Below are 25,397 nucleotides of genomic sequence, written 5' to 3'. Positions count from 1 at the left end.
TTGCCGAACCTGACCAAGGTCATCGGCTAGTCGCGTCTAAAAGATACGGCGTCACAGTTTTTTCAATTGCCACTATCAAAATGTGACTGGCCCGCTACCCGGGCCAGCGTGGCTGTGCCAACCTTGATGGCACTTCCACGACATGGACGGCAATCACTTGAAAATGCTCATTCTGCTCGGGGCCCTGCTGTTCGGCTCGCCCCTGTATGCCGCACAGCTGAACCTGGAGCTGGGCGCGAACAATCGCACCTGGCAGACCGAGGAATTGCTCAAGCACCCTCAGGCTCAAACCATCAGCATCAGCAACGACGTTTCCTACAAACGGGACATGAGCTACCGCGCCGTGCCGCTGTCCGCACTGCTGACCGGTATAAAGCCTGACGACCACCTGCAAGCCGTGGCCCTGGATGGCTTTGCCGCCGAAATGAGCGCTGCGCCGCTGCTCAATACCCAGGGCGCACGGGCGTGGCTGGCGATTGAAGACCCGGCCAAACCCTGGCCACCGCTGTCCGCAGACAAGCCGGGGGCCGGGCCGTTCTATCTGGTCTGGACCAACCCGCAGGCCGGCAACATCAGCCCTGAACAATGGCCGTTCCAGGTAGCGAGCATCAAGCGCCTGGCGCCCGTGGCCGAACGCTTTCCCGCCCTGCTGCCCGATCCGGCCCTGAAGGCGGATGATCCAGTGAACAAGGGTTTTGCCTTGTTCCAGAAGAATTGCCTGGCCTGTCATCGACTCAATGGCGCCGGGGACGCGCAGTTCGGGCCGGACCTGAATATTCCGTACAACCCGACCGAGTATTTCGGCGCGGACTTCCTCAAACGCTACATCCGCGACCCACAGAGTTTGCGTCAGTGGCCACAGGCGAAAATGCCCGGGTTTTCAGCCGAAGTGTTGCCAGATGGGGATCTGGGGATGCTGGTGGGGTATTTGCAGCATATGGTTGGGCGCAAGGTTAAGCCCTGAGACTTGTGCTGCATGGACTGGCCTCTTCGCGAGCAAGCCCGCTCCCACATTGGAATTGCTGTGCATGCCGCAGATCAAATGTGGGAGCGGGCTTGCTCGCGAAGCGGTATCCCCGATTCTACTGTTGCTGCACCAAGATCACCGGCGCCGGTGTCGGTGAAACCCGCACCTTGGCATGCATCTGCTCACACCCGCCGCCCCGACGCATTCCGCGCACCGGGCAGGCATCCAGGTAATCCAGGCCCACCGCCAGTTTCAGGTGACGTTCCGGCCGGGCCAGTTCGTTGGTCACGTCAAAGCTGTACCAGGCATCATCCAGCCAGGCTTCGGCCCAAGCGTGGCTGGCCAGGTGTTCGCAGTTTTCGCTGTACAGATAACCCGACACATAACGCGCGGGAATGCCCAGGCTGCGGGTGCAGGCGAGAAACGCGTGGGTGTGGTCCTGGCACACGCCGGAACGTCCGGCAAAGGCCTGGGCCGCGCTGGTGTCCACTTCCGTGGAGCCCGGCGTATAGGTCATGTGCTGGTTGAGACCATGCATCAGATCGATCAGCGCCGTGCGGTCGCGGCGTTGCTTGCACGCCTTCTCGGCGAATGCACGCAGGCCGGCGTCTGCTTCGGTCAGGCGAGTGAAACGCAGAAACGGCAGTGCCGACTGGCTCTCGTGTTCGGCCTCGCGCAATTCGTCGATATCCACCTGGCCACGGGCGCCGATGATGATTGCTTCGTGCGGCTCGTCCATGGTCAGCACGTGCAGGATGTTGCCAAACGGATCGAGTTGCGCGCGCACCGGGCGCGGCAAGTCGAGCTGCCAGCTGAGCACGTGCTGGCGCTCGCTGTCGTGAGGAGTCAGTCGCAGGTACTGGATGCTCGCCCGCACCTTGTCTTCGTAGTGATAGGTGGTTTCGTGGCTAATGGAAAGTCTCATGCGGCCTCCAGATAAGAACTGTGAATCGCGTTACCCAACTGACGCACCAGCGGGATGAACTCGGTCAGCCAGGCGTGCAGGCCTTCTTCGAGAATTTCATGGATGCCGGTGTAGCGCAGGCGCGCGTCCATTTCTGCCGCCAGGCGCTGTGCGGGACGACCGTTGGCTCCCGGCAATTGCGCGAGAATCTGGTCGATCTCTTCGGTGCAGGCACGCAAGGATCGCGGTACATCGGCCCGCAACAACAGCAATTCGGCGACATGCCGGGCACCAGGGGCATCGCGGTAGATTTCCGTGTAGGCCTCGAACGACGACAACGCCCGCAACAACGCGCTCCATTGGTAATACGCGTGAGCGGTGCCATCGCTGACCGCCTCGGCCTGATCGCCGGCCATTTCGTAGCGGGCATCGAGCAAACGCAAAGTGTTGTCCGCCCGCTCGATAAAGGTCCCCAGACGAATGAAGCGAAACGCATCGTTACGCATGATGGTGCCGTAGGACGCGCCCCGGAACAGGTGGGAACGTTCCTTGATCCACTCGCAGAAACGGCTCATGCCGTAGCGACTCAAGCCCTGTTCGGCAATGCCGCGAATCTCCAGCCAGGTGGCATTGATGTTTTCCCACATGTCGGCGGTGATGCGCCCACGCACCGCATGGGCGCTGGCCCGCGCGGCCCCGAGGCAGCTGTAGATGCTCGCCGGGTTGGCCGCATCCAGGGCGAAGAAATGCAGTAGCCGTTCGGCATGCAACTCGCCGTGGCGCTCCAGGTAATCGTCGAGGGTGCCGGTGATCAACAGCGGCATGGCCAGCTCGTGCAAACCGTCGCCACGGCCATCCTGCGGCATCAACGACAGCGAATAACTGATGTCGAGCATCCGTGCGAGGTTTTCCGCCCGCTCCAGGTAACGCGACATCCAATACAAATCCGAGGCAGTTCTACTTAACATGGCAGGCTTCCTTTAATCCTCGACCACCCAGGTGTCCTTGGTTCCGCCACCCTGGGAGGAGTTGACCACCAGGGAGCCTTCGCGCAGGGCGACACGGGTCAAACCGCCGGGCACAACCCGGGTTTCACGACCCGACAGGACAAACGGCCGCAAGTCGATGTGGCGTGGCGCGATGCCGTTTTCGACAAAAGTCGGACAAGTCGACAGCGACAGCGTCGGTTGCGCGATATACGCATGGGGCTTGGCGATGATGCGCGCGCGAAAGGCTTCGATTTCCGCCGCCGTCGCCGCCGGCCCCACCAGCATTCCGTACCCGCCGGAGCCTTGGGTTTCCTTGACCACCAGTTCGGGAAGATTGGCCAGCACGTGGGAAAGTTCAGACGGATTACGGCACTGCCAGGTCGGCACGTTCTTCAGGATTGGTTCTTCATCGAGGTAGAAACGGATCATGTCGGTAACGAACGGGTACACCGACTTGTCGTCCGCCACCCCTGTGCCGATCGCATTGGCCAGCACCACGTTGCCGGAACGGTAGGACGACAGCAGCCCCGGCACGCCGAGCAGCGATTCCGGATTGAACGCCAGCGGATCGAGGAAGGCGTCGTCGAGGCGACGATAAATCACGTCGACCGCTTTTGGCCCGTCAGTGGTGCGCATGTAGACCTTGTCGTCACGCACGAACAAGTCCGCGCCTTCCACCAGTTCCACACCCATTTCCCGTGCGAGAAACGCATGCTCGAAGAACGCACTGTTGAATCGGCCAGGCGTCAGCACCACCACGCTCGGGTTATCGATCGGGCTGGAGCTTTTCAGGGTGTCGAGCAGCAGGTTCGGGTAATGGTCGATAGGCGCAATGCGTTGCGCCGCGAACAGTTCGGGGAACAGGCGCATCATCATCTTGCGGTCTTCGAGCATGTAGCTGACGCCGCTGGGCGTACGCAGATTGTCTTCGAGCACGTAATAGGTGCCATCGCCGTCACGCACCAGATCGACGCCGGAGATGTGCGAATAGATATCGCGGTGCAGATCCAGCCCTTGCATCGCCAACTGATACTGCTCGTTGGCCAGCACCTGTTCGGCCGGAATGATGCCGGCCTTGATGATGCGCTGCTCATGGTAGAGGTCGGCGAGGAACATGTTCAACGCCTTGACCCGCTGGATGCAGCCGCGCTCGACAATCCGCCATTCGCTGGCGGGGATGCTGCGGGGGATGGTGTCGAAGGGAATCAGGCGCTCTGTGCCCTGCTCGTCCCCGTAGAGCGTGAAGGTAATCCCGGCGCGATGAAACAACAGATCGGCCTCGCGTCGCCGTTGTGCCAGAAGCTCGTCAGGCGTCTCGGCCAGCCAACGGGCAAACTCCCGATAATGCGGGCGGACCTGGCCGCCGGCATCGTACATCTCATCAAAACAGGTGCGGATCATGCCGTACTCCTTGTCACTCGGACGTCCAGACCTTCGCAAGGCCCGTGCCATCGGCATAAACGCTTATATTTCAATCGGTTGGATAATCAATGCGCAGGCGCCGCACCAATCCTGTGCGACAAATGCCCCAACCTGATTGCCCCCGCTTCATTGCAAGGCGTGATAGACGCCTGTCACCAGCATAGTCCGTAGGAGCCGGCTTGCTGGCGAAGGGCCGTTAAGTCATGTGTTGTTCTTCGAGGACGCCATCGCTGGCAAGCCAGCTCCTACCAGGTCGTGTTGAATTAATTGGCGGTAATAATGAAAACGGCCAACCCGAGGGTCAGCCGTCAACGCTGTTTGTCACTGATCATAATGTTATGCGAGTCGCCCTCGTACCTCCTGTTTCACACCCCAGCCTTCGATGATTCCGCCCAGCGGCTCAACGACAGCCTCGAAACCCTGTTCGAAATCGCCGATGTCGTCGTAGGTGGCATACATGACTTTGCATAATTCCAGCGCCCAGGCACCGTCGTCACGCACACTGACTTGGGCATCCAGGGATTCACCACGGTGGAAATGACCTGCCGCCCTGCGCGCCCGCTCCTCGTCCGGGAAAATGGCGTAGAACTCGATGGGATGAAAACGTGAAAAGTCAAAACCGCCTTCTTTCATGCGGCGCAGAACGCTGCTGCTGATGTCTTCTTGATAGGCTGTGCTCATGAAACGTCCTCCTCAAAACGATGGATAGACTTTCCGTACTCCCTCACCCGCAACCGAACAGCGCGAGCGACGGCAACCGATGTGCCGGCGGGAAACAAGCATGGAGCTGACAAGACCAGACCTTAGCGATCCATTCGCTGATCTCGCTTGCAGAGTAGCCCCAAGATAGAGCCTCTGCCAAGGTCTGGATGTGAATGCGACAGCTGTCGTTCAGATTGGAGTAATGCCGAGGATTTGAATGCTGTTCTGGGACTTGAGTTCTTTGACGCTCGCGTCGCTGGTCCGCCCCTCCAAATCGTTCAGATCCAGTTCGGCGGCGACAGGAAGAAGCCGGGCCTTGATGAGCTTGGCAGCCTGCTCTTTATCTGGGCACTCGTCGCACTCAAAGACTTCGTTGATGGTCTCGCCATGATCATCCACGAAAGTGATTCTCCACTTTTGCATTGGTGCCTCCTCGATAAAACCCATGGATGGGCTTACCTCTATCTCGACCTTGTTAGCTGGCTAATTGTTCCGCCTGTTCCGCCACAATTCATGTGGGAGCGGGCTTGCTCGCGAAGAGGGTGTGTCAGTTGACAGAATTACTGACTGATACACCGCTTTCGCGAGCAAGCCCGCTCCCACAGGTTTTGTGTTTCAACCCATCAGTCGTTGCTTGGCTTGTTCACTGCCTGCAACACGTATTGCGGCAAGGCGAACGCACCGATGTGGATTTCTGGATTGTAGTAGCGGGTGATGATGCCGCTGCCCGTGAAACGCTGTTGCAGGGTTTCGCGGGACAACTTGCGATAAGCGGTATTGGTCGCGCCCCAGGCAAAGGTCATCGAGCCGCCGATGTAGGTCGGCACGGCGGCCTGGTAGAAGTGCCAGTCCGGGAACAGGCTGCGCAGGCGACCGGCGGTGGTCTTCACTTCTTCGATCTGCATGAACGGCGTGCCGTTCTGGGTCACCAGGATGCCGCCTTCGTTCAGGCAGCGGCGGCAGGCCTGGTAGAAGTTTTCCGAGAACAGCACTTCGCCCGGCCCGATCGGGTCGGTGGAGTCGGAAATGATCACGTCGAATTTTTCAGTGGTGGTGGCGACGAAACGCATGCCGTCGTCGATCACCAGGTTCAGGCGTGGATCATCGAATGCGCCCTTGGAGTGGTTCGGCAGGAATTCCTTGCACATGTCGACCACGGTGCCGTCGATTTCGACCATGGTGATGTGCTCGACACTGCGGTGCTTGGCCACTTCACGCAACATGCCGCCGTCACCGCCGCCGATGATCAACACGCGCTTGGCGGTGCCATGGGCGAGGATCGGCACGTGGGTGAGCATTTCGTGATAGATGAATTCGTCGGCTTCGGTGGTCTGGATCACGCCGTCCAGCGCCATCACCCGGCCCATGCGCGGGTTTTCGAAGATCACCAGGTGCTGGTGTTCGGTGCGCACTTCGTGCAGCAGTTTTTCCATGCGAAAACGCTGGCCATAGCCTTCGTAGAGGGTTTCCAGGTAGTCGCTGGCGGGGATGTTGCTCATGGGAAGTGCTCCGATGAATGCGGGTGGCAACGGACGGTTACCCGCCCATGATGGCCATTCGAATGTCTCGATTGACCGGGAAAGGCGCGCATTCTACGTCGCGGAACATGACAGGTCGAATGTGGGAGCGGGCTTGCTCGCGAAGGCGTGGTGTCAGTCGCTATCAAGGTTGACTGATCCACCGCTTTCGCGAGCAAGCCCGCTCCCACAGGGTCAGGGTTGTTAGTGGGAAATCCGTCAGAGTTTGACATTGCCCCGCGGCCCGGCGATGGCCCAGATGATCAGTCCCAGCACTGGCAACAGCGCGATCAACAGTACCCAGAGGACTTTGGCCCCGGTCCCGACGCTGCTTTTGAATACGTTGATGATGGCCCAGATATCCAGGGCAAAAATGATCAAGGCAACCAGACTGTTGAACGTGGAACCCATGGTGACGCTCCTGAAGAGTGATTTGCCCTCTTAGGATAGACGGTCGTCGCGAGGGTTCCCTTTTATTGACAGTATTTGGCTATCAGACGTGGATCGCTACTTTCAGGGCTTCCAGGGATGGCGCGGCGGCGATGCCGACTTCTGCGCACAATTGCAGCACGCGTGGCACGTCATTGCCGTAGACCAGGACCACCTGCAACTCGTCATCGAGCAACTGGCTGAAGTTCATCAGCGTGTAGCCGCCGTTTTCCTTGCTCAGGCTGCTCATCTGCACCTGGATGCGGTTGAGCGCGGTCAGGGCTTCGGTCTTGGCCAGTTGCTTGGGCTTGAGATTGAACTCCACGCCCGGGCCGAACGAGGCAACGACCTGAGCGAACAGGTCCATGTAGGTGTCAGCCTGGAACAGTACCGTTTCCGGCAGGCTGCCGACTACCACCCACTCCCCGAGCGGGATCGGGAAAGTGTCATCGTAGTTGATGTCCGCGTTGGCGCTCAGAAAAGCCTGCGGATCGGCGTAGGCCTGGGCTGCTTCATCCGCGACCTTGAGGATTTCGTCATCGCCCATGCACCCGGAGCTGATTTTGCTGATGAGTTCGACGAGTGCGGCTTTCATGGGGCGGATCCTGTAGCGAGGGGAGTTTTGAGGGCGCGAAGGATAGCGCATTACTGAGTGAAATGCGGACCTGTGGCGAGGGGGCTTGCCCCCGTTCGGCTGCGCAGCAGTCGTAAACCCGGCAGACGCGGTTTATCTGAATTCCGCCATTGGGGCCGCTTCGCGACCCAACGGGGGCAAGCCCCCTCGCCACAAAAGCACCCACACCACAGGATGACGCATCAGCCCAGCAGTTTTTCCAGCTGCGCAACGGTATCGGAAGCCCCCATGGTCTTGGCCGCGTCCAGCGCGGTGATGCCATTGGCGTCCTTGGCTTTCGGGTCGGCGCCCTTGCTGATCAGGTAATCGACCACTTCGACGCGGTTGAACATCGCCGCCATCATCAGCGCCGTGCGGCCATCGAAGGACGAACCTTCAACCTGCGCGCCACCCTCGACCAAGGCCTTGATCACCGCCAGGTCGCCCTTGAAGGCGGCGCCGGCAATCGGGCTCTGACCGTTGTCGTTGCGGATCTCCGGGTCGGCCTTGTGCTCCAGCAGGACTTTTACCGTGTCCACATGACCGTGGTACGCGGCCAGCATCAACAAGGTATCGCCCTTGTGGTTACGCAGGTTCGGCGGCAAACCCTTGGTCAGCAGCGCGGCCATCATTGCCGCATCGCCCTCCCGTGCCTTGTTGAATACCTGTTCGGCAAATTCGGCGGCTTCTTCGGGGGTCATCTGGCGGCTTTTGTCTGACATTGGGCACTCCCTTTTCTGTCATTCGTAAAAGCCGACAGTTTCCCGAGCGCCCCCCGCACTGTCACTTGTTTTTTCTCATGGGCCGCCATAGCCAGATTCAATAGCGGTACTTGCCACCGTGAATATCAGTCAACAATTGTTCCGTGACCTGCACGTAAGTCTGGGTCCCCGGCAGCCAGGCATAGATCGGGTCATCTCCCGTTCTACCCGGGTCGAAAGCTTCGTCCTTGAGTCGGGTCTTCTGATATTTGAACGTCCCGGTGGTTTCCATTTTCACTTTCACCCGCAGGAACAACGGCACCGCATAGGCCGGCATTTGCTCACGGGCGAAGGCCAGCAGTTCGCTGAAATCCAGGGTGGCCAAGGACTCGGCGGGGGTGATCGCCGCCATGCCGGCGCGGCCATTGGTATTGCGGATTTCAACGCCATAGGCCACGGCTTCGGAAATATGCGGGTGTTGCAGGAGGATGTTTTCGACCTCGGTGGTCGAGACGTTTTCGCCTTTCCAGCGGTAGGTGTCACCCAGGCGGTCGACAAATTGCGCATGCCCAAAGCCGATGTTGCGCAACAGGTCGCCGGTGTTGAAGTAACGGTCACCTTTCTGGAAGACATCGTGGAGCACGACCTTGGCGGTTTTCTGCGGATCGGTGTAGCCGTCCAGCGGTGCCTTGTCGTCGATTTTTGCCAGCAACAACCCCTGCTCGCCCTTGGCGACCTTGCGCATTAGGCCATTGGCCTCGCGGATCGGTGCACCGCTGTCGTGGTCGTACGCCACCAGCTCCCAGGACATCAGGGAAAAACCGATGGTGTTGTTGAAATTCAGAATGTTGGTGAACCCGATATTGCCGTCGCTGGCGGCGTACAGCTCACAGATGTGATTCACCGCAAAGCGGGTCTTGAACTCGTTCCAGGCACCGGGACGCAGGCCATTGCCGATCATCTTCTTCACGTCGTGCTGGCTGTCATCGGCGCTCGGCGATTGATCGACCAGGTAGCGGCACAGTTCGCCGACATAACCGATGGTGGTCGCCCGGTACTTGCGCACGTCGTTCCAAAATTGACTGGCGCTGAATTTGCGGCGGATGGCGAACCCGCTGGCACCACTGACGGCCGAACCCCAGCACACGCACAGGCCCGTGGCGTGGTACAGCGGCAAGGTGCAATAGACGACATCGTCCGGGCGCATGTCCAGGGCGATCATGCCGAAACTCGCAGAGCTGCGCATCCAGCGGCCATGCTTGAACACACCCGCCTTGGGCAGCCCGGTGGTGCCTGAGGTGTAAATATAGAAGCAGGGATCATCGAAGAAAATCTGCTGGCTGCTGGCCGGGTTGTCAGTGGCGTCGTCAAGACTGACAGTCATCAGGTTGATAAAACCTTCAGGCGCGATACCCGGTTGGCGCGAAGTGTCCTGATCGGCGACGAACCAGGTGCGCGCAGTCTTGATTGCCACTCGGTCACACACCTCCAGGTACGCCGGGACCAACTCCTCACCGACAATGATCGCCACCGGCGCCACCAGATTCACGCTGTGCACCAGGGTGTCGCGGGTCTGCGAGGTATTGAGCAACGCACTGATCGCACCGACCTTGGCCACTGCCAGAATCGTCACCAGCAGTTCGGGGCGGTTCTCGATGAAGACCGCTACCACGTCACCCTTGCCGATGCCTTGGTCGATCAGGTGATGGGCGATGCGGTTGGCCCATTGGTTGACCTCGGAGTAACTGAGCGTTACGTCACCTTGCAACAGCGCCGGGCCATCCGGATTGCGCAATGTGGCTTGCTCGAAACTCCAGCCCAAACCACACGGTTGGGTCGGGTCCTTGACGTTGGCGACCTTCATGCCCTTCACCACCCGGGGGATGGCTTTGGCGATGGAAGGCAGCTTGCGGAGCATCATGCCCCAGGTAATCGTGTCGTGCGACGTGCGGCTCATGATGATCCCGTTCGATCTTTTTTTATTGTCGGGCGGCGGTGACTGAACCCGAAAATACGTCAACGGTTCTTGAGCTGTACACGCGGTTTTTGAAATGTTTTGTATCCGCGATCTTGATCCGCGGCAGCGTTGCGCGAAGGTGATCCCGTGCACGCCCATTGGTTCCATCGAGTCGCCAACCTACCTGCAAAATGCAGGATGCACGATGGCCATTCATGCAGATTGCACGAAAGCAAAAATCACCAATAATCGTAACTTATTGATTTTAATAAATATTATTTAACCAACAATACTGGCACAAAGGCTGCAACCGTCTCTCCATGCTTGCCATTCAAGTCATCACGGAGCCGAACGACATGAGCCTCATTCAGGAAAAATTTTCGTCCTTGTTCTCCAACTTCGCAGTCACTACCCGGGACCGTCCTGATGGCGGGATTCTGCTGACCTTGCACAGCGCCGACGGCAGAGAATTCAAACGCTCGATCTCTTACCAGCAATTGCACAATGGCGACCAACTGACGTGGGTCATCAGTGCGATTCGCCGCGACCTTGCCGAACAAGCCAGTGAATTGCCGCAGATTTCCCTGCTGCAAAGCCAGCAACGGTTCGCGCTGCCGACCTATCATTCGCTGTAAAAAAATGTGGGAGCGGGCTTGCTCGCGAAGAGGGAGTGTCAGTCAACATCAACGTTGAATGACACTCCCTCTTCGCGAGCAAGCCCGCTCCCACCGTTTGTATGGTGTTTAGAATGTAGAGGGTTCTATCCGCGCAAAGCTGTCCACGGTGACATGCCCCGCCAATTCGCCGCCTTCACGGGCCAGGCCGCACGTGGCCATCCCTGCTGCACGCGCAGCATCCAGCTCTTCGACAATGTCAGACAGAAACAGAATCTGCCCCGCCTTGATGTTGATCGCTTGCGTGATGTTGGCGTAGGACTGCGCTTCCCGTTTGGGCCCCGACGTCGTGTCGAAGTAACCGCTGAACAACGGCGTCAAATCCCCCGCTTCCGAGCAACCGAAGATCAACTGCTGCGCCTGGATCGAGCCCGAGGAATAAACGAACAGTTGATAGCCGCTCTGGTGCCAGCGCTTGAGCGCTTCAACGGCGTCCGGGTACACATGCCCCTTCAACTGCCCGGCCTGATAGCCCTGCTCCCAAACCATTCCCTGCAACGCTTTCAACGGCGTGGCCTTGCGGTCTTCGGCAATCCAGCCCAGCAGGATCTCGACAACGCGCTCGACGTCCGCACCCGGCTCGTTGCTGTCCCGGCGCACGGCGTCCAGCTGTGCGGCCACGTCTGCGCGCCCGGCCTGTTCACGAACGAAGTCCGGCAGATGCCTGGCCGCGTAAGGAAACAGCACGTCGAAGACAAAACTCACCGCGCTGGTGGTGCCTTCGATGTCGGTGAGAATCGCTTTGATCGGCATCGACTCAGTCCTCAAGACACGGGAATTGGCTGGCGATGTCTTCGCCGGTGAAATTGGCCACCCAGCCTTCCGGGTTATTGAACAGGCGGATCGCGACAAAATGCGGGTGCTCGCCCATGTCGAACCAGTGTTTGGTACCGGCCGGCACCGAGATCAGATCGTTCTTCTCGCAGAGCACCGCGTAGACGTAATCGTCGATGTGCAGGGTGAACAAACCACGCCCGGCGACGAAAAATCGTACTTCATCTTCGCCGTGGCGGTGTTCGTTGAGGAACTTGGCGCGCAGCTCGGCTTTTTGCGGGTGATCGCTGTTGAGGCTGATCACGTCGACGGTGATGTAACCGCGCTCGGTCATCAACTGGTCGATTTGCGCCTGGTAGGCGCCAATCACTTCTTCCTGAGTGGCACCCGGCTGGATTTTCGCCGCCGCTTGCCAGCGGTCGAAACGCACGCCCTGCTCGGCCAGGGTCGAGGCGATGTCTTCGAAATGGGTCAGCACCTTGTTGGGAATCTCAGGGCTGGAGACGTGATAAACGGACAGGCTGCTCATCAGGGCAACTCCTTAACGGTTCATGCTTTAAAGAGCGAGCGCATCTTCAACTCGCACTCGAACAAAAATTCAAAGGCCTCGATCTGCCGCAGGGCATCACTCATGCGCGCGCCCCAGGTGTACAGGCCATGGCCGCGGATCAGGTAGCCGACGCAATCGGGATGGGCGTCAAGCCAAGGCTGCACCTTGGCGGCCAGGCGCGCAATGTCCTGGTCGTTGTCGAAAATCGGCACGCGCACCCGGGATTCGTGGGTCGTCACACCGCTGAAGGCCTTTTGCAGTTCGTAGTCTTCGAACTCGATGAAGTCTTGCGGCGTCAGGCGCGACAGCACGGTGGCATTCACCGAATGGGTGTGCAGCACCGCGCCGATCTCGGGGCGCCAGCTGTAGAGCTGAGTGTGCAACAGGGTTTCGGCGGACGGTTTCTTGCCCGGCTCCAGGCTGTTGCCTGACAGGTCGGTGGCCAGCACGTCGTCCAGGCCCAGTTGCCCCTTGTGCTTGCCGGACACGGTCAGCAAGGCTTCGGTCGGCGACAGGCGGGTCGAGTAATTGCTGCTGGTGGCCGGCGACCAACCGCGGCCGTACAGAAAACGCCCGGCGTCGATGATTTCCTGGGCGAGTTGTTCACGGGTAAGGCTCATGGCCTGTCCTCTTGCATACATGTGGCAATGATAACGGCAGCCGCGACGGCTGCGAGGCTGGCAATACTAAAGGTCAAGGCGGCGCCGAGGGCATTCCAGCTGTAGCCGGAATACAACGCGCCCAACGCACCGCCGGTGCCGGCCAATGCGGCATACAGCGCCTGGCCCTGGCCTTGCTGGCGCGCACCGAAACTACGTTGCACGAATGAAATGGCAGCGGCGTGAAAGCTGCCGAATGTCGCCGCGTGCAGCACCTGGGCAAACAACAAGACCCAAAGGAATTCGGCCAACGACCCGAGCAGCAACCAGCGTAGCGCCGCCAACAGAAAACTCGCCATCAGCACCCGGCGCAGGGAAAACCGCGCGAGGATCTTGCTCATGGCCAAAAACATCAAGACTTCAGCGACCACGCCAACCGCCCAGAGCATGCCGATCACGCCACGGCTGTAACCCAGACGCTCAAGATGCAGGGTCAAGAACGTGTAGTAAGGCCCATGGCTCATCTGCATCAGCGCCACGCACGCGTAAAACGCCAATACGCCGGGGTTGCGCAATTGCTTGAAAAATCCCTCCCCCGCCACCCGGTTGCCCGGCGCCGGTTGGGCGTTGGGCACCCACAGGCTGCTGAGCACGATACCGGCCAGGATCAGCACCAGCGCCACCGGGTAGATATCCAGGCTCAGCCATTCGAACAGCCGACCCAGCGCGACCACGGTGATGATGAAACCGATCGAGCCCCACAGGCGGATTTGGCTGTAGCGCGAGGTCTGGCCCTGCAAGTGCGCCAGGGTGATGACTTCGAACTGCGGCAACACTGCGTGCCAGAAGAACGCATGCAAGGCCATGACCATCGCCAGCCAGGCGTAGGTCTTGCTGACGAAGATCAGCGAAAAGGTCAGCAGCGTGCACACCGCGCCGAAGCGCACGATGGCCAGGCGGCGGCCGGTGTAATCGCCCAGCCAGCCCCAGATATTCGGCGCCACGCAGCGCATCAGCATCGGGATCGCCACCAGTTCGCCGATGCGCGCGGGACTAAAGCCCAGGTGATCGAAGTACAGCGCCAGAAAAGGCGCTGTCGAACCGAGCAAGGCGAAATAGAACAGATAGAAACTGGAGAGCCGCCAGTACGGGAGCGCCGCAACCGCCATCAGACGGCTGCGACCAGTAAGTCAGCCATTTACAGCTGACCCAGCACCGGCGTGCTCACACGCACATCGGCGTTCTGCCCACGGTGACGCAGCAGGTGATCCATCAGCACGATGGCCATCATTGCCTCGGCAATCGGCGTGGCGCGGATGCCGACGCACGGATCGTGACGGCCCTTGGTGATCACTTCCACCGGGTTGCCATGAATATCGATGGAACGGCCCGGCGTGGTGATGCTCGACGTCGGCTTCAGCGCCAGGTGCGCAACGATGGGTTGACCGGAGGAGATACCGCCGAGAATGCCGCCGGCGTTGTTGCTGAGGAAACCTTGCGGGGTCATTTCATCGCGATGCTCGGTACCGCGCTGGGCAACGCTGGCGAAACCGGCGCCGATTTCCACGCCCTTGACCGCGTTGATGCTCATCAGCGCATGGGCCAACTCGGCGTCGAGTCGGTCGAAAATCGGCTCGCCCAGGCCCGGCATCACGCCTTCGGCGACCACGGTGATTTTCGCGCCGACCGAATCCTGGTCGCGGCGCAACTGATCCATATAGGCTTCCAGTTCCGGCACTTTGTCCGGGTCCGGGCTGAAGAAGGCGTTCTGCTCCACCGACTCCCAAGTCTTGAACGGGATTTCAATCGGCCCCAGCTGGCTCATGTAGCCGCGAATCACGATGCCCTGGCTGGCCAGGTATTTTTTCGCAATCGCACCGGCCGCGACGCGCATCGCGGTTTCGCGGGCCGAGCTGCGACCGCCGCCACGGTAGTCGCGCTCGCCGTACTTGTGGTGGTAGGTGTAGTCGGCGTGGGCCGGGCGGAACAGATCCTTGATCGCCGAGTAGTCCTTGGACTTCTGGTCGGTGTTGCGGATCAGCAGGCCGATGGCGCAACCGGTGGTGCGGCCTTCGAACACGCCGGAGAGGATTTCGACTTCGTCGGCTTCCTGGCGCTGGGTGGTGTGGCGGCTGGTGCCGGGCTTGCGGCGGTCCAGGTCACGCTGCAGATCCTCCAGGGATATCTCCAGCCCCGGCGGGCAGCCATCGACAATGGCGACCAACGCCGGACCATGGCTTTCGCCCGCGGTGGTGACAGTGAACAGCTTGCCGTAGGTATTGCCGGACATGCAGGGCGCTCCGTGAAATCGAACCTGAATACGTAATGCGCGCCAGTATACGCAGGCTACCCAAGTAGTTCATCCTCGAACCTTATGGGTGCCTGTGAGTCCAACCGGCATCTTCTTGATAATGGCGCGATGATGCTGCGAGTTCTAGCCTTGAGCCTTACCCTGATTTCCGGCTTCGCCCAGGCGACTGTCCTGCAACGGCCGATGACGCTGGACACCGGCACTGGCGAGCTTTTCGGCTCGCTGTTACTGCCAAAATCCGACAATCCGGTGCCGGTTGTCCTGATCATTTCCGGCTCCGGCCCTACGGATCGCGACGGCAACAATACCGATGGCGGGCGCAATGACAGCCTCAAGCGCCTCGCCTGGGTGCTGGCCAAACACAACATCGCCAGCGTGCGTTACGACAAACGTGGCGTGGCCGCGAGCCTGGCCGCGACCCCGGACGAGCGCAACCTGACGGTAGACGCCTATGTGTCCGATGCGCAAGCCTGGGGCCGCAAGCTCAAGACCGATCCGCGTTTCGGCAAGCTGATTGTGCTGGGTCACAGCGAAGGCGCCTTGATCGCCAGTCTCGCGGCGCCGGGCATCGATGCCGACGCGGTGATTTCTGTCTCCGGCAGCGCCAGGCCGGTCGATCAGGTCATCCGCCAGCAACTGGGCAATCGCCTGCCGCCACCGCTGATGCTGCGCAGCAATGAATTGCTCGACAGCCTCAAGGCCGGGAAACCCGACGATAATGTGCCGCCACCCTTGCAGGCGATTTTCCGCCCGAGCGTGCAGCCTTACCTGATTTCCCTGTTCCGCCAGGACCCGGCCGCGGCGTTCGCCAAGCTGAAGATGCCGGCGCTGATCATCCAGGGCAGCAACGACATCCAGGTCGGCGTCAATGACGCAAGATTGCTCAAGGCGGCCAAACCGGACGCCGAACTGGCGCTGATCGAGGGCATGAACCACGTCATGCGCATCGTGCCCAACGACGTCAAGCGCCAGTTGGCTTCCTATAAAGACCCGCAATTGCCCCTGGCGGCGGAACTGGGCACGCGGATCCTCGGGTTTATTGACGGACTTCGCACCAGTTAAGCGCTGTTTGCCCTCCAGTCTTGAAGAAAACGGCCGATAAGCCTTTGTCGCCAACACATTGGTTGGCGACAAGTTGAGCTTGGACAGGATCTCGCCGTTATGACTGACACCCAGACTTCACCCGACACCACCGCTGAAACAGACGCACCGCCAGCGGTCGAGCTGCCCTGGGCGGACGTCCACGTCGAGCACCACAAGATGCTCCGTCTGGCGCCGCTGAAGACTGACCGCAATACCGGCGGCCGCCCGTTGCGCTTTGTCGAATTGGGCTATGCCGAACGCAACGACAAGGCGCGCAGCCTGATGCGCATGAGCATCACCCTGCCCGGCCAGCGCGTACGCAAGGAACAGAATTTTCTGGATGTATGGGTCGATCACGCCGAAAAACGCGTGCATTTCGAACCGGAAAGCGGTCTGCAGATTGAACCGCTGAACCGTGGTATCGGCCGCTACCTGGCTGCCCAGGGCATCAACTGGGCGAAGAAACGCTGGCCGACCTACACCGTCGACGGCTTTGACCTGAACAACAAGGATGCACTGAACGAAGACACCCGCCTGCGCCGCGATCATTTTTTGCGCGTGCACGGTTTCGACGTGGTGTACGCCGATGCCCAGCATTTGAAAGGCAGCGTCAAGCCGGTCAAGGTCGGCGACCTCTTGGGTGACTGGAACAGCGAAAAACTGCAGGTCGTGGAAATTCTCGAGGCCGCACAAATGCTCCAGCAAGCCGAGCAGAACCTGGCCGAGCAGGAAGTCAAACTCAAGAACCACGAAGAAAAAGTCAGCAAATACAAACGCGAAGATGCCGGGTTGCGCTTCACCATTACGTGTCTGGTGGCGTTTGCGGTGTTTCAGGCAGGGTTGCTGATCTGGATTGCCACGCACCGGTGATGTGTAGGTAGTGACTCATCTGTGGCGAGGGAGCTTGCTCCCGCTGGGGTGCGAAGCAGCCCCTTTCGGCGACCGCTTCGCGCTCGAGCGGGAGCAAGCTCCCTCGCCACAATGATTGGGGTCAGACGCGGGAAGCGAACAGCGCCTGGTGCTCCTGGCACTGCTGTGCGCTGAGCATGAACACGCCATGCCCGCCACGCTCGAACTCCAGCCAGGCGAAGTCGACTTCCGGGTACAACGCCTGGACGTGCACCTGGCTGTTGCCTACCTCGACAATCAGCAAGCCCTTCTCGGTCAGATGATCCGCCGCTTCGGCAAGCATGCGCCGCACCAGGTTCAAACCGTCATCACCGCAGGCCAGGCCCAGTTCCGGTTCGTGCTGGTACTCGTCCGGCATGTCGGCGAAATCTTCCGCATCGACGTAGGGCGGGTTCGACACGATCAGGTCGAAACGCTGGCCAGGCAAACCATCGAAACCATCACCCTGCACCGTGTAGACGCGCTCATCGACACCGTGACGCTCAATGTTCTGGTTGGCCACTTCCAACGCTTCGAACGACAGATCGGCCAATACCACTTCGGCGTTCTGGAACTCGTAGGCGCAGGCGATACCGATGCAACCGGAGCCGGTGCACAGGTCGAGAATCCGCGCCGGCTCGTTAGCCAGCCACGGGGTAAAACGATTTTCGATCAGCTCGCCAATCGGCGAACGCGGGATCAGCACACGTTCATCGACGATGAACGACATACCGCAGAACCAGGCTTCACCCAGCAGGTAAGCGGTCGGCACGCGCTCTTCGATGCGGCGCTTGAGCAGCAGCTGCACGTGGACCAGCTCGTCTTCTTCCAGATTGCAGTCGAGGTAGCTGTCGGCAATTTCCCACGGCAGGTGCAGCGCACCCAACACCAGTTGACGGGCTTCGTCCCAGGCATTGTCCGTCCCATGGCCGAAAAACAGATCCTCCCCATGGAAGCGGCTGACGGCCCAACGGATATGGTCACGCAGGGTACGAAGGCGGGAAGTGATCACGACGGCAAACTCCAGAAAAATCGACGGACGATTCTACCAGTCAAACAGCGTCACGACGACGCGGGAAAACTTCCGAATCGAATGTAGGAGTTATCCATTTTTTCGCAACGCTATTGAACAAAACGCGACTATTGACAAGGCTACAGGCCAGCAACGGCGGCACCTACGATCGTAGCGATTCACAGAACCGCTCAGCCAGAGGACAATGTCGCAAAAGCCCCACTCCAAGGAGCCCCAGAATGTCCGTTCCAAAAACGATGTTTCAACTCAGCGGCCGCGGTTATCCGGCAGCCAAACTGAGCCACGCGACCCTTATCATCATCGATGCCCAGAAAGAATACCTGAGCGGGCCACTGGCCCTCAGCGGCATGGATGAGGCCGTCGCGAACATCAAGCAATTGCTCGCCGCTGCCCGTGCCGCCGGCCGGCCGATCGTGCATGTCCGCCATCTCGGCACCCTCGGCGGCATGTTCAACCCGCAAGGCGTCGGCGGTGAGTTCATTCCGGGCCTGGAACCGCAGAGCGACGAAACCATCATCGGTAAATTGCTGCCAAGCGCGTTCCACGGCACCGAACTGGCCAAACGCCTGGAGGACCTCGGCGCCCTCGACCTGATCGTCTGCGGCTTCATGAGTCACTCCAGCGTCAGCACCACCGTGCGCGCAGCGAAGAACCTTGGCTTTCGCTGCACACTCATTGAAGACGCCTGCGCCACTCGCGATTTGCCTTACAAGGGTGGCGTCCTGAGCGCCGAGCATGTTCATCAGACCGAAATGGCGATCATGGGCGACAACTTCGCCACCCTCGCCTTGACCCACGAACTGGTCTGATCGGCGCCCATGAGCGGTCAAAAACGCCGCTCATCCGCAAAAGCCTCTCATTAGCCGTAATTGTCTTAGCCTCAGGAACATCCCGGTCAACTCCCGGTCGAAGGGCCGATACCCATTGAGGAAGGTCGGAATGAAGTTATCCGATGGTTTTGACGCTCGCCGCTTGCGGCCCAAAGGCCAACGCAACTGGCGTTTTAGAATCGGCGCAGCGTTCGCTGCGTTGCTGGCAATGAGTGGAGTGCTGCTCGCCATGGCCGGTGCCGCTGCCCTGTTCGGCCATGCACCTGCCCTGGGCGAGTTGAACACCAACCGGGCCGGGGCGGCAGTGATCCTGGCGATTGGCCTGTTCGTGCTGTACCTGGGCGTGTGGCTGTGGCGTCGTTGCCGGCGCCGCTCGCGGCAATCGCGGGAGCTGGCCATGTCCCCGCACTTGATGAAAAAACACGACTGAGAGCAAGGTCGAGACCGAGCGCCGTGCGTTTTGTCGCGCCCGATTCGCTTCGAGTTGGGTAAACTGGCCGCCCTTCGCGGAGGCTGACATGCAAGACGACGATTTTTCCCTGTTCAAAAGCGCGATCCAAGGCGTCAAGCCGATCAAGCACGATCGCGCCGAAACCGGCAAACCCAAGGCAGACCGCGCGCAGATTGCCAAGCTGCGCCAGGCTGCCACTGTGCGCACCGAATCCACCACGGTCGACGGGCTGTCCGATCAGTTCGTCATCGACGTCGGCCCTGAAGACGAGCTGATGTGGGCGCGTGACGGCGTGCAGGAAAGCCAGATGCGCAAGCTCAAGATCGGACAGATTCCGTTCGAAGGCAGCCTCGACCTGCACGGCATGAGCGTGGAAAAAGCCCGGGAAACCCTCTGGGCTTTCCTGGCCGAAGCGACCAAATTCGAAATCCGCTGCGTGCGCGTCACCCATGGCAAGGCTGTTCGCCTGGACGGCAAGCGGCCGATGATCAAAAGCCACGTCAACACCTGGCTGCGCCAGCATCCACAGGTGCTCGGCTTCACCTCGTGCCAGGCGAAACATGGCGGTGCCGGCGCGGTTTATGTGATGCTCAAACGCACCATGATGGAAGGTCGCGACGAGTAAAGCTGACGCGCCACGCTTGCAGCGTCGTGTCCGCCACCGTACCCTTGCCCTTTGCGTAAAATCCCACAGGTAGTTTCATGTCCCTGGAACAGAATTACACCGCGATCCTTGGCCAACTGGGCGAGGACGTCTCCCGCGAGGGCCTGCTCGACACGCCCAAGCGTGCCGCCAAAGCCATGCAGTACCTCTGCCGCGGCTATGAACAGACACTGGAAGAGGTCACCAACGGTGCCCTGTTCAGCTCCGACAACAGCGAAATGGTGCTGGTCAAGGACATCGAGTTGTACTCGCTGTGCGAACACCACCTGCTGCCGTTCATCGGCAAGGCGCATGTTGCCTACATCCCGAGCGGCAAGGTCCTGGGCCTGTCGAAGGTGGCGCGGATCGTCGACATGTACGCCCGCCGCCTGCAGATCCAGGAAAACCTCAGCCGCCAGATCGCCGATGCGGTCCAGCAGGTCACTGGCGCCCTGGGCGTTGCAGTGGTGATCGAGGCCAAGCACATGTGCATGATGATGCGCGGTGTGGAAAAGCAGAATTCTTCGATGATCACCTCGGTGATGCTCGGTGAGTTCCGCGAGAACGCCGCCACTCGCAGCGAATTCCTCAGCCTCATCAAGTAATTCGCGGCACGAAGAAAACCGGCGTTCATCGCCGGTTTTTTTTCGTCCGTAAAAAATCAGGTAAGCTGCGCGCCTTTCTTCTTGCACCGTGAGGCTTTCAACGTGTTCGTAAAAGCGCTTCGTGTCGGCCTTGGCCAACTGATCATCTTCATCGACTTCATCACCCGCCCAGGCAAAAAGAAGCGCCCCGCCGCTGCTCAGGCCCAGGTCGAATCCGCCGCCAAGGGCCTGACCCTGTATCAATTCCACGCCTGCCCGTTCTGCGTGAAGACTCGCCGTACCCTGCGCCGCCTGAATGTGCCGGTGGCCTTGCGCGATGCGAAAAACAACGAACAGGATCGCCAGACCTTGCTGGAGCAAGGCGGCAAGATCAAGGTGCCGTGCCTGCGTATTGAAGAGAATGGCCAGACCACCTGGATGTATGAGTCCAAGGTGATCATTGATTATCTGGATAAGCGTTTCGCTGCAGCCTGAGGTTTTGTGGTGTCCTTGCGGACGCCATCGCCAGCAAGCCGACTCCTACAAAGTGGCGGCGTACACAAGATTCGTGACCGCCGCCCCACCCCTGTAGGAGCCGGCTTGCTGGCGATCAGGCCGCCACCGCAGTCTGCGCCTTACGCACCACCCCCGCCAATCGCTTCAAACCTTCATCCAATCGCGCCGGATCGATGTGGCTGAAATTCAGCCGCAGATAGCCCGGATGATTATCCGGCTCAGGGAAAAACGGCTCGCCCGGCATGAACGCCACGTCGTTGGCCAAAGCAGCATCGAGCAAGGTGCGGGTGTCCTGCGGTTGCTTGAGTTTCAGCCAGAAAAACAGCCCGCCCTGCGGCATGTTCCAGTCAGCCAGATCTGAAAAGTGTGTTTCCAGTGCAACTTGAAACGCATTACGCCGCTCCCGATAGAACCCGCGCAACTCACTCAAGTGCTGCTGATATTTCTCACTGCCAATCCATTGCAATGCCTGCCACTGACCAACCCGATTGGTGTGCAGATCCGCCGACTGCTTGAGTTTCAACAGATGAGGAAACAGGTCCGGGCTGGCGATCAGATAGCCAACGCGCAAACCCGGCAACAGGGTTTTCGACACGGTCCCGGTGTAGATCCAGCTGGCTTTTTTCAAGCGTCCGGCAATCGGCGTGGCGCTGCCGCCATCGAAGCTCAGTTCGCGATAAGGCTCGTCCTCGATCAGGGTGACGCCGAACTCGTCGAGCAGCGCTGCCACCGCGTCGCGCTTGGCTTCGCTGTAACGCACCGCCGAAGGATTCTGGAAAGTCGGGATCAGGTAGATGAACGCCGGGCGGTGTTGTTCCAGGCGAGCGCGCAACTGCACCAGGTTCGGACCGTCAGCCTCCAGCGGCACGGTCAGGCAATCGGCCCCAAACAGCTGGAATATTTGCAGTGCCGCCAGATAAGTCGGCGCCTCAAGCAGGATCTCGGTGCCTTTGTCGATGTACAGCTTGGCAGCCAGGTCCAGGGTTTGTTGGGATCCGCTGACCACCAGCACCTGACTGGCCTCACAGGCCACTCCCAACGCCCGCGCTTCGGCGGCCAGCGCTTCACGCAGCGCCGGCTCGCCTTCGCTCATGCCGTATTGGCCGATGGACACCGGCATGTCGGCCCAATCGACCTTGGGCAGCATGGCTTCAGCCGGCAGACCTCCGGCGAACGACATCACTTGCGGACGCTGCGCCGCAGCGAGGATTTCACGGATCAAAGAACTTTTAAGGCGTGAGACACGTTCGGAAAAAGCCATGGGGATCACCGGTAGCGAGGCATGAGGAAAATGAGTCAAACTTATTGACCGAAATTACGCTTCCTCGAATGGATACGTCAATATGCTTGACCTTAAAAACCCGCTATCCCAGCAACAAGCCATGGAAGCGTTTTTCTTCGGCTACCAGGCCTTCACCGCCAAGGCCGATGAAATGCTCGAACGTCGCGGCCTGAGCCGGGTCCATCAACGCATCGTGTTTTTCATCGCCCGCTATCCGAACCTGAGTGTCAAGGAACTGCTGGCCTTGCTCGGCGTGAGCAAGCAGGCGCTGAACATGCCGCTGCGGCAATTGTTGGAGATGCACCTGGTCGAGAGCGTCGCGTCCGAAACTGACAAGCGCAAGCGGTTGCTGGAATTGACTGCCGAAGGTGCCCGGTTTGAACAAGCGTTGCGGCGCGAGCAGGTGAAATTGCTCGAGCGGGTGTTTGGCGAGGCTGGGGAACAGGCCGTGAATGGGTGGTTGGCGGTGAATCTGGCATTGGGGAAAAATCATTCAGCGGCTGAATGAATGTTTTCCTTTTAGACATGCGTCGGTGATCTGGCCCCTTCGCGAGCAAGCCCGCTCCCACATTTGAAACCCGTTCGAAGGTGGGAGCGGGCTTGCTCGCGAAGGCGTCGGAACAGGCGATATATCCCTAAAGCCAAATATTTCGTCGACAAAACCAAAAACATTATTTGCTTTCTTTGTATACAAAAGCATAATCCACTTCGTGCGAGTTCCTGACCAAGCGGTCAACAAATTCGCAAGCACCTCAAAGGGCCGCTGCCACCCCTCTCGGATCCGGCCCTGGAAATAAAAATAAAACTCTTGAGGAGTACTCGCTGTGGAAAGCCGCAAATCCGAAGCATCGACGCTGGATCTCTCGCCGCCACTACGCAATGGCTTGCTGGAGCGTCTGTTCAAACTCAGCTTGCATGGCACCACGGTGAAGACCGAGTTGATTGCCGGTCTGACTACCTTCATCACGATGGCCTACATCATCTTCGTCAACCCCAACATCATGGCTGACGCCGGGATCGATCATGGCGCGGCATTCGTCGCTACCTGTATCGCTGCGGCCTTGGGTTGCCTATTGATGGGCCTGTACGCCAACTGGCCGGTCGGCCTGGCACCGGGCATGGGGCTGAACGCCTTCTTCACCTACACCGTGGTCGGCACCATGGGCTACAACTGGGAAACCGCCCTCGGCGCGGTGTTCGTTTCCGGTGTGCTGTTCATGATCCTGACCTTCTCGCGAATCCGCGAATGGTTGCTCAACAGCATCCCGGTCAGCCTGCGCTTCGCCATGGGCGCCGGCGTGGGTCTGTTCCTGGGGCTGATTGGCCTGAAAACCGCGGGTATCGTCGTCGATAGCCCGGCCACCCTGATCAAGCTCGGTTCCCTGCGCGAGCCTGGCCCACTGCTCGCCGCCGTGTGTTTCCTGATGATCGCCATCCTCAGCTACCACAAGGTCTTCGGCGCAATCCTCATCAGCATCATCACCGTGACCCTCGCCGGTTGGGGCTTGGGCCTGGTGCATTACGAAGGGATCATGTCGGCCCCGCCAAGCCTGGCTCCGACCTGGATGGCCATGAACGTCGCCGGCGTGTTCAACGTCAGCATGATCAGCGTGGTCCTGGCGTTCCTTTTCGTGCACATGTTCGACACCGCCGGCACCCTGATGGGCGTTGCCCAGCGCGCCAACCTGGTCGGCGCTGACGGCAAGATCGAAAACCTCTCCCGCGCGATGAAAGCCGACAGTGCTTCCAGCGTATTCGGTGCGGTGGTGGGTGTTCCGCCAGTGACAAGCTATGTGGAAAGTGCTGCCGGTGTGGCCGCTGGTGGTCGGACTGGTCTTACCGCAGTCACCGTTGGTGTGCTATTTATAGCCGCAATGTTTTTCGCACCACTGGCCGGCATGATTCCCGCCTATGCCACCGCTGGCGCACTGATTTATGTGGCAATGCTGATGATGGGCGGCATGGCCCACATCGAATGGGACGAAGCCACCGACAGTATTCCGGCCATCGTTACCGCGATCATGATGCCGTTGACCTTCTCGGTCGCTGACGGCATCGCGCTGGGCTTCATCACCTACGTGGCGTTGAAGGCCGGCACCGGCAAGTACAAGGAAATTTCCGTGAGTCTGTGGGTGCTCTGCGCGATCTTCATCGCCAAGTTCATCTTCTTGTAAACCTTACGCGGGACCCGCTTGAAAACAGCCTCACCCCGTCGGGTGGGGCTTTTGTGCAAATGGAGGAAAGTGATGAGTCTGGAAACCTGGCTGCTGTTCAGCGGCGCTGCGCTGATTGTGATCCTGATCCCGGGGCCACTGTCTTTGTTGATGATCAGCAACAGTCTGAATTACGGCCTGCGCCGCTCATACCCGGCTTTTCTTGGCGGCGTATCGGCCTCGATCTGCCTGCTGAGTGCTTCGGCGCTGGGCCTGGGTGCGTTGTTGCTGGCTTCCGAACAGCTGTTCAGCGCCTTGAAGATCCTTGGCGCGCTGTACCTGTTCTACCTCGCCTGGCAAAGCTGGCAGCAATCGCGCCTGCCATCCCACGGCGCTGAAGTGCCACAGGCTGCGCCGGTGCCGCGCTTTCGTGCGCTGTTTGGTCGAGCGTTCATGCTCGGCGCGAGCAACCCGAAAGACATTCTGTTCTTTGCCGCGTTCCTGCCGCAGTTCTTGAGTGCCGAACAGCCGTTCCTGCCGCAACTGCTGGTGATGATTGCGACCTGGACCGTGCTCGACCTACTGTGCAAATTGGCCTATGGCCTCGGCGCCCATGGTGCGGCGCGGTATCTGCGCAGCGGCAAGGGCCAGAGCTGGTTTAACCGGATCAGTGCCGGGTTGTTTGGTGGTGCGGGTGCAGCGTCCCTGCTGAGCCGCTAACAGTTGTAGGAGCGAGCTTGCTCGCGATGGACATCAACGATGACGCGGGACATCTGAATGCCCGCGTTGTCTGGGCCTCCATCGCGAGCAAGCTCACTCCTACAG

Annotated in this window: 29 protein-coding genes; 12 read left to right on the top strand and 17 right to left on the bottom strand. The window is 59.8% G+C overall.

Features of this window, described 5'->3' with window-relative positions:
- Positions 1 to 142 precede the first annotated feature (142 nt).
- Entirely contained in the window at positions 143 to 964 is an 822-nt protein-coding gene (locus QMK54_RS08955; protein WP_223588202.1) for a c-type cytochrome, read from the top strand.
- 118 nt (positions 965 to 1,082) lie between these two features.
- Here QMK54_RS08955 and QMK54_RS08950 read toward each other — a convergent pair whose 3' ends face one another.
- The 10 genes from QMK54_RS08950 to QMK54_RS08905 all read right to left on the bottom strand — a co-directional run bounded on the left by QMK54_RS08950 (position 1,083) and on the right by QMK54_RS08905 (position 10,201).
- The gene (locus QMK54_RS08950; protein ID WP_223588199.1) at positions 1,083 to 1,892 is read right to left on the bottom strand and encodes a transglutaminase family protein; all 810 of its coding nucleotides are present in this window, start codon (positions 1,890 to 1,892) and stop codon (positions 1,083 to 1,085) included.
- Complete coding sequence (locus QMK54_RS08945) at positions 1,889 to 2,839, bottom strand: alpha-E domain-containing protein (protein WP_007971901.1); 951 nt, start codon at positions 2,837 to 2,839, stop codon at positions 1,889 to 1,891. Before QMK54_RS08945 ends, QMK54_RS08950 begins: the two co-directional genes overlap by 4 nt.
- A 12-nt stretch (positions 2,840 to 2,851) precedes the next feature.
- Entirely contained in the window at positions 2,852 to 4,261 is a 1,410-nt protein-coding gene (locus QMK54_RS08940) for a circularly permuted type 2 ATP-grasp protein (protein WP_320402369.1), read from the bottom strand.
- A 357-nt stretch (positions 4,262 to 4,618) separates the two neighbouring features.
- The gene (locus QMK54_RS08935) at positions 4,619 to 4,963 is read right to left on the bottom strand and encodes a ribonuclease E inhibitor RraB (protein WP_007971898.1); all 345 of its coding nucleotides are present in this window, start codon (positions 4,961 to 4,963) and stop codon (positions 4,619 to 4,621) included.
- 210 nt (positions 4,964 to 5,173) lie between these two features.
- Positions 5,174 to 5,407, bottom strand: coding sequence for a hypothetical protein (locus QMK54_RS08930; protein WP_110659516.1), 234 nt, complete (start codon positions 5,405 to 5,407; stop codon positions 5,174 to 5,176).
- A 200-nt stretch (positions 5,408 to 5,607) separates the two neighbouring features.
- Positions 5,608 to 6,483: a polyamine aminopropyltransferase gene (gene speE / locus QMK54_RS08925; protein WP_110659515.1), complete on the bottom strand. Its 876-nt coding sequence runs from the start codon at positions 6,481 to 6,483 to the stop codon at positions 5,608 to 5,610.
- A 237-nt stretch (positions 6,484 to 6,720) separates the two neighbouring features.
- Positions 6,721 to 6,912, bottom strand: a complete 192-nt coding sequence (locus tag QMK54_RS08920) for a PLDc N-terminal domain-containing protein (protein WP_103394878.1) — start codon at positions 6,910 to 6,912, stop codon at positions 6,721 to 6,723.
- Between the two features lie 82 nt (positions 6,913 to 6,994).
- Positions 6,995 to 7,525: a hypothetical protein gene (locus tag QMK54_RS08915; protein WP_223588194.1), complete on the bottom strand. Its 531-nt coding sequence runs from the start codon at positions 7,523 to 7,525 to the stop codon at positions 6,995 to 6,997.
- Between the two features lie 221 nt (positions 7,526 to 7,746).
- Positions 7,747 to 8,265, bottom strand: a complete 519-nt coding sequence (locus tag QMK54_RS08910; RefSeq protein ID WP_110659513.1) for an ankyrin repeat domain-containing protein — start codon at positions 8,263 to 8,265, stop codon at positions 7,747 to 7,749.
- A gap of 97 nt (positions 8,266 to 8,362) precedes the next feature.
- Positions 8,363 to 10,201: a long-chain-acyl-CoA synthetase gene (locus QMK54_RS08905; RefSeq protein WP_320402368.1), complete on the bottom strand. Its 1,839-nt coding sequence runs from the start codon at positions 10,199 to 10,201 to the stop codon at positions 8,363 to 8,365.
- A gap of 356 nt (positions 10,202 to 10,557) precedes the next feature.
- Between QMK54_RS08905 and QMK54_RS08900 the strand changes: the two genes are divergently transcribed.
- Positions 10,558 to 10,836: a DUF3509 domain-containing protein gene (locus tag QMK54_RS08900; protein WP_110659519.1), complete on the top strand. Its 279-nt coding sequence runs from the start codon at positions 10,558 to 10,560 to the stop codon at positions 10,834 to 10,836.
- 108 nt (positions 10,837 to 10,944) lie between these two features.
- On the opposite strand, the gene mtnC is transcribed toward QMK54_RS08900, so the two are convergent.
- Genes mtnC through aroC form a run of 5 tightly spaced genes read right to left on the bottom strand, consistent with a single transcriptional unit; the run spans position 10,945 to position 15,088 of the window.
- Entirely contained in the window at positions 10,945 to 11,628 is a 684-nt protein-coding gene (gene mtnC, locus QMK54_RS08895) for an acireductone synthase (RefSeq protein ID WP_320402367.1), read from the bottom strand.
- A 4-nt stretch (positions 11,629 to 11,632) separates the two neighbouring features.
- Complete coding sequence (locus QMK54_RS08890) at positions 11,633 to 12,178, bottom strand: 1,2-dihydroxy-3-keto-5-methylthiopentene dioxygenase (RefSeq protein WP_110659510.1); 546 nt, start codon at positions 12,176 to 12,178, stop codon at positions 11,633 to 11,635.
- Between the two features lie 20 nt (positions 12,179 to 12,198).
- Entirely contained in the window at positions 12,199 to 12,819 is a 621-nt protein-coding gene (locus QMK54_RS08885) for a methylthioribulose 1-phosphate dehydratase (RefSeq protein WP_110659509.1), read from the bottom strand.
- Positions 12,816 to 13,967 carry an MFS transporter gene (locus QMK54_RS08880; protein WP_320402366.1) on the bottom strand — a complete coding sequence of 384 codons (1,152 nt, stop codon included), beginning with the start codon at positions 13,965 to 13,967 and terminating at the stop codon, positions 12,816 to 12,818. The genes QMK54_RS08885 and QMK54_RS08880 overlap by 4 nt, the downstream gene beginning before the upstream one ends.
- Positions 13,968 to 13,996: 29 nt before the next feature.
- Positions 13,997 to 15,088: a chorismate synthase gene (aroC, locus tag QMK54_RS08875; RefSeq protein ID WP_085716874.1), complete on the bottom strand. Its 1,092-nt coding sequence runs from the start codon at positions 15,086 to 15,088 to the stop codon at positions 13,997 to 13,999.
- An 84-nt stretch (positions 15,089 to 15,172) separates the two neighbouring features.
- Here aroC and QMK54_RS08870 point away from each other — a divergent pair, with 84 nt between their 5' ends.
- Together QMK54_RS08870 and QMK54_RS08865 are read left to right on the top strand one after the other, a co-directional pair.
- A complete protein-coding gene (locus tag QMK54_RS08870; protein WP_110659506.1) occupies positions 15,173 to 16,171 on the top strand; it encodes an alpha/beta hydrolase in 999 nt (332 codons plus the stop codon).
- A gap of 99 nt (positions 16,172 to 16,270) precedes the next feature.
- Positions 16,271 to 17,062: a hypothetical protein gene (locus QMK54_RS08865; protein ID WP_110659505.1), complete on the top strand. Its 792-nt coding sequence runs from the start codon at positions 16,271 to 16,273 to the stop codon at positions 17,060 to 17,062.
- Positions 17,063 to 17,183: 121 nt separating this feature from the next.
- Here QMK54_RS08865 and prmB read toward each other — a convergent pair whose 3' ends face one another.
- Positions 17,184 to 18,092, bottom strand: coding sequence for a 50S ribosomal protein L3 N(5)-glutamine methyltransferase (gene prmB, locus QMK54_RS08860; protein WP_110659504.1), 909 nt, complete (start codon positions 18,090 to 18,092; stop codon positions 17,184 to 17,186).
- A gap of 239 nt (positions 18,093 to 18,331) precedes the next feature.
- On the opposite strand from prmB, the gene QMK54_RS08855 reads away from it, so the two are divergent.
- The 5 genes from QMK54_RS08855 (at position 18,332) to QMK54_RS08835 (ending at position 21,116) form a co-directional block, all read left to right on the top strand.
- The gene (locus QMK54_RS08855; protein WP_223588184.1) at positions 18,332 to 18,922 is read left to right on the top strand and encodes a cysteine hydrolase family protein; all 591 of its coding nucleotides are present in this window, start codon (positions 18,332 to 18,334) and stop codon (positions 18,920 to 18,922) included.
- Positions 18,923 to 19,052: 130 nt separating this feature from the next.
- Positions 19,053 to 19,373: a hypothetical protein gene (locus QMK54_RS08850; RefSeq protein WP_103394865.1), complete on the top strand. Its 321-nt coding sequence runs from the start codon at positions 19,053 to 19,055 to the stop codon at positions 19,371 to 19,373.
- A gap of 88 nt (positions 19,374 to 19,461) precedes the next feature.
- Positions 19,462 to 20,019, top strand: a complete 558-nt coding sequence (locus QMK54_RS08845; protein WP_110659502.1) for a Smr/MutS family protein — start codon at positions 19,462 to 19,464, stop codon at positions 20,017 to 20,019.
- Between the two features lie 77 nt (positions 20,020 to 20,096).
- A complete protein-coding gene (gene folE / locus QMK54_RS08840; protein ID WP_003204506.1) occupies positions 20,097 to 20,642 on the top strand; it encodes a GTP cyclohydrolase I FolE in 546 nt (181 codons plus the stop codon).
- 102 nt (positions 20,643 to 20,744) lie between these two features.
- A complete protein-coding gene (locus QMK54_RS08835) occupies positions 20,745 to 21,116 on the top strand; it encodes a glutathione S-transferase N-terminal domain-containing protein (protein ID WP_110659518.1) in 372 nt (123 codons plus the stop codon).
- Positions 21,117 to 21,231: 115 nt separating this feature from the next.
- Here the strand turns inward: QMK54_RS08835 and QMK54_RS08830 are convergent, their stop codons facing one another.
- Positions 21,232 to 22,398: a PLP-dependent aminotransferase family protein gene (locus tag QMK54_RS08830; protein ID WP_320402365.1), complete on the bottom strand. Its 1,167-nt coding sequence runs from the start codon at positions 22,396 to 22,398 to the stop codon at positions 21,232 to 21,234.
- Between the two features lie 82 nt (positions 22,399 to 22,480).
- On the opposite strand from QMK54_RS08830, the gene QMK54_RS08825 reads away from it, so the two are divergent.
- The 3 genes from QMK54_RS08825 to QMK54_RS08815 all read left to right on the top strand — a co-directional run bounded on the left by QMK54_RS08825 (position 22,481) and on the right by QMK54_RS08815 (position 25,292).
- The gene (locus tag QMK54_RS08825) at positions 22,481 to 22,927 is read left to right on the top strand and encodes a MarR family winged helix-turn-helix transcriptional regulator (protein WP_110660466.1); all 447 of its coding nucleotides are present in this window, start codon (positions 22,481 to 22,483) and stop codon (positions 22,925 to 22,927) included.
- Between the two features lie 316 nt (positions 22,928 to 23,243).
- Positions 23,244 to 24,593: an NCS2 family permease gene (locus QMK54_RS08820; protein WP_015096117.1), complete on the top strand. Its 1,350-nt coding sequence runs from the start codon at positions 23,244 to 23,246 to the stop codon at positions 24,591 to 24,593.
- A gap of 72 nt (positions 24,594 to 24,665) precedes the next feature.
- A complete protein-coding gene (locus tag QMK54_RS08815; protein WP_223588180.1) occupies positions 24,666 to 25,292 on the top strand; it encodes a LysE family translocator in 627 nt (208 codons plus the stop codon).
- The last annotated feature ends 105 nt before the right edge of the window (positions 25,293 to 25,397 follow it).

It is taken from the genome of Pseudomonas sp. P5_109 (genome assembly GCF_034009455.1).
Taxonomy (GTDB): domain Bacteria; phylum Pseudomonadota; class Gammaproteobacteria; order Pseudomonadales; family Pseudomonadaceae; genus Aquipseudomonas.
The sequence above is the reverse complement of the archived record's forward strand: the minus strand, read 5'-3'. Positions and strand labels throughout refer to the sequence as shown.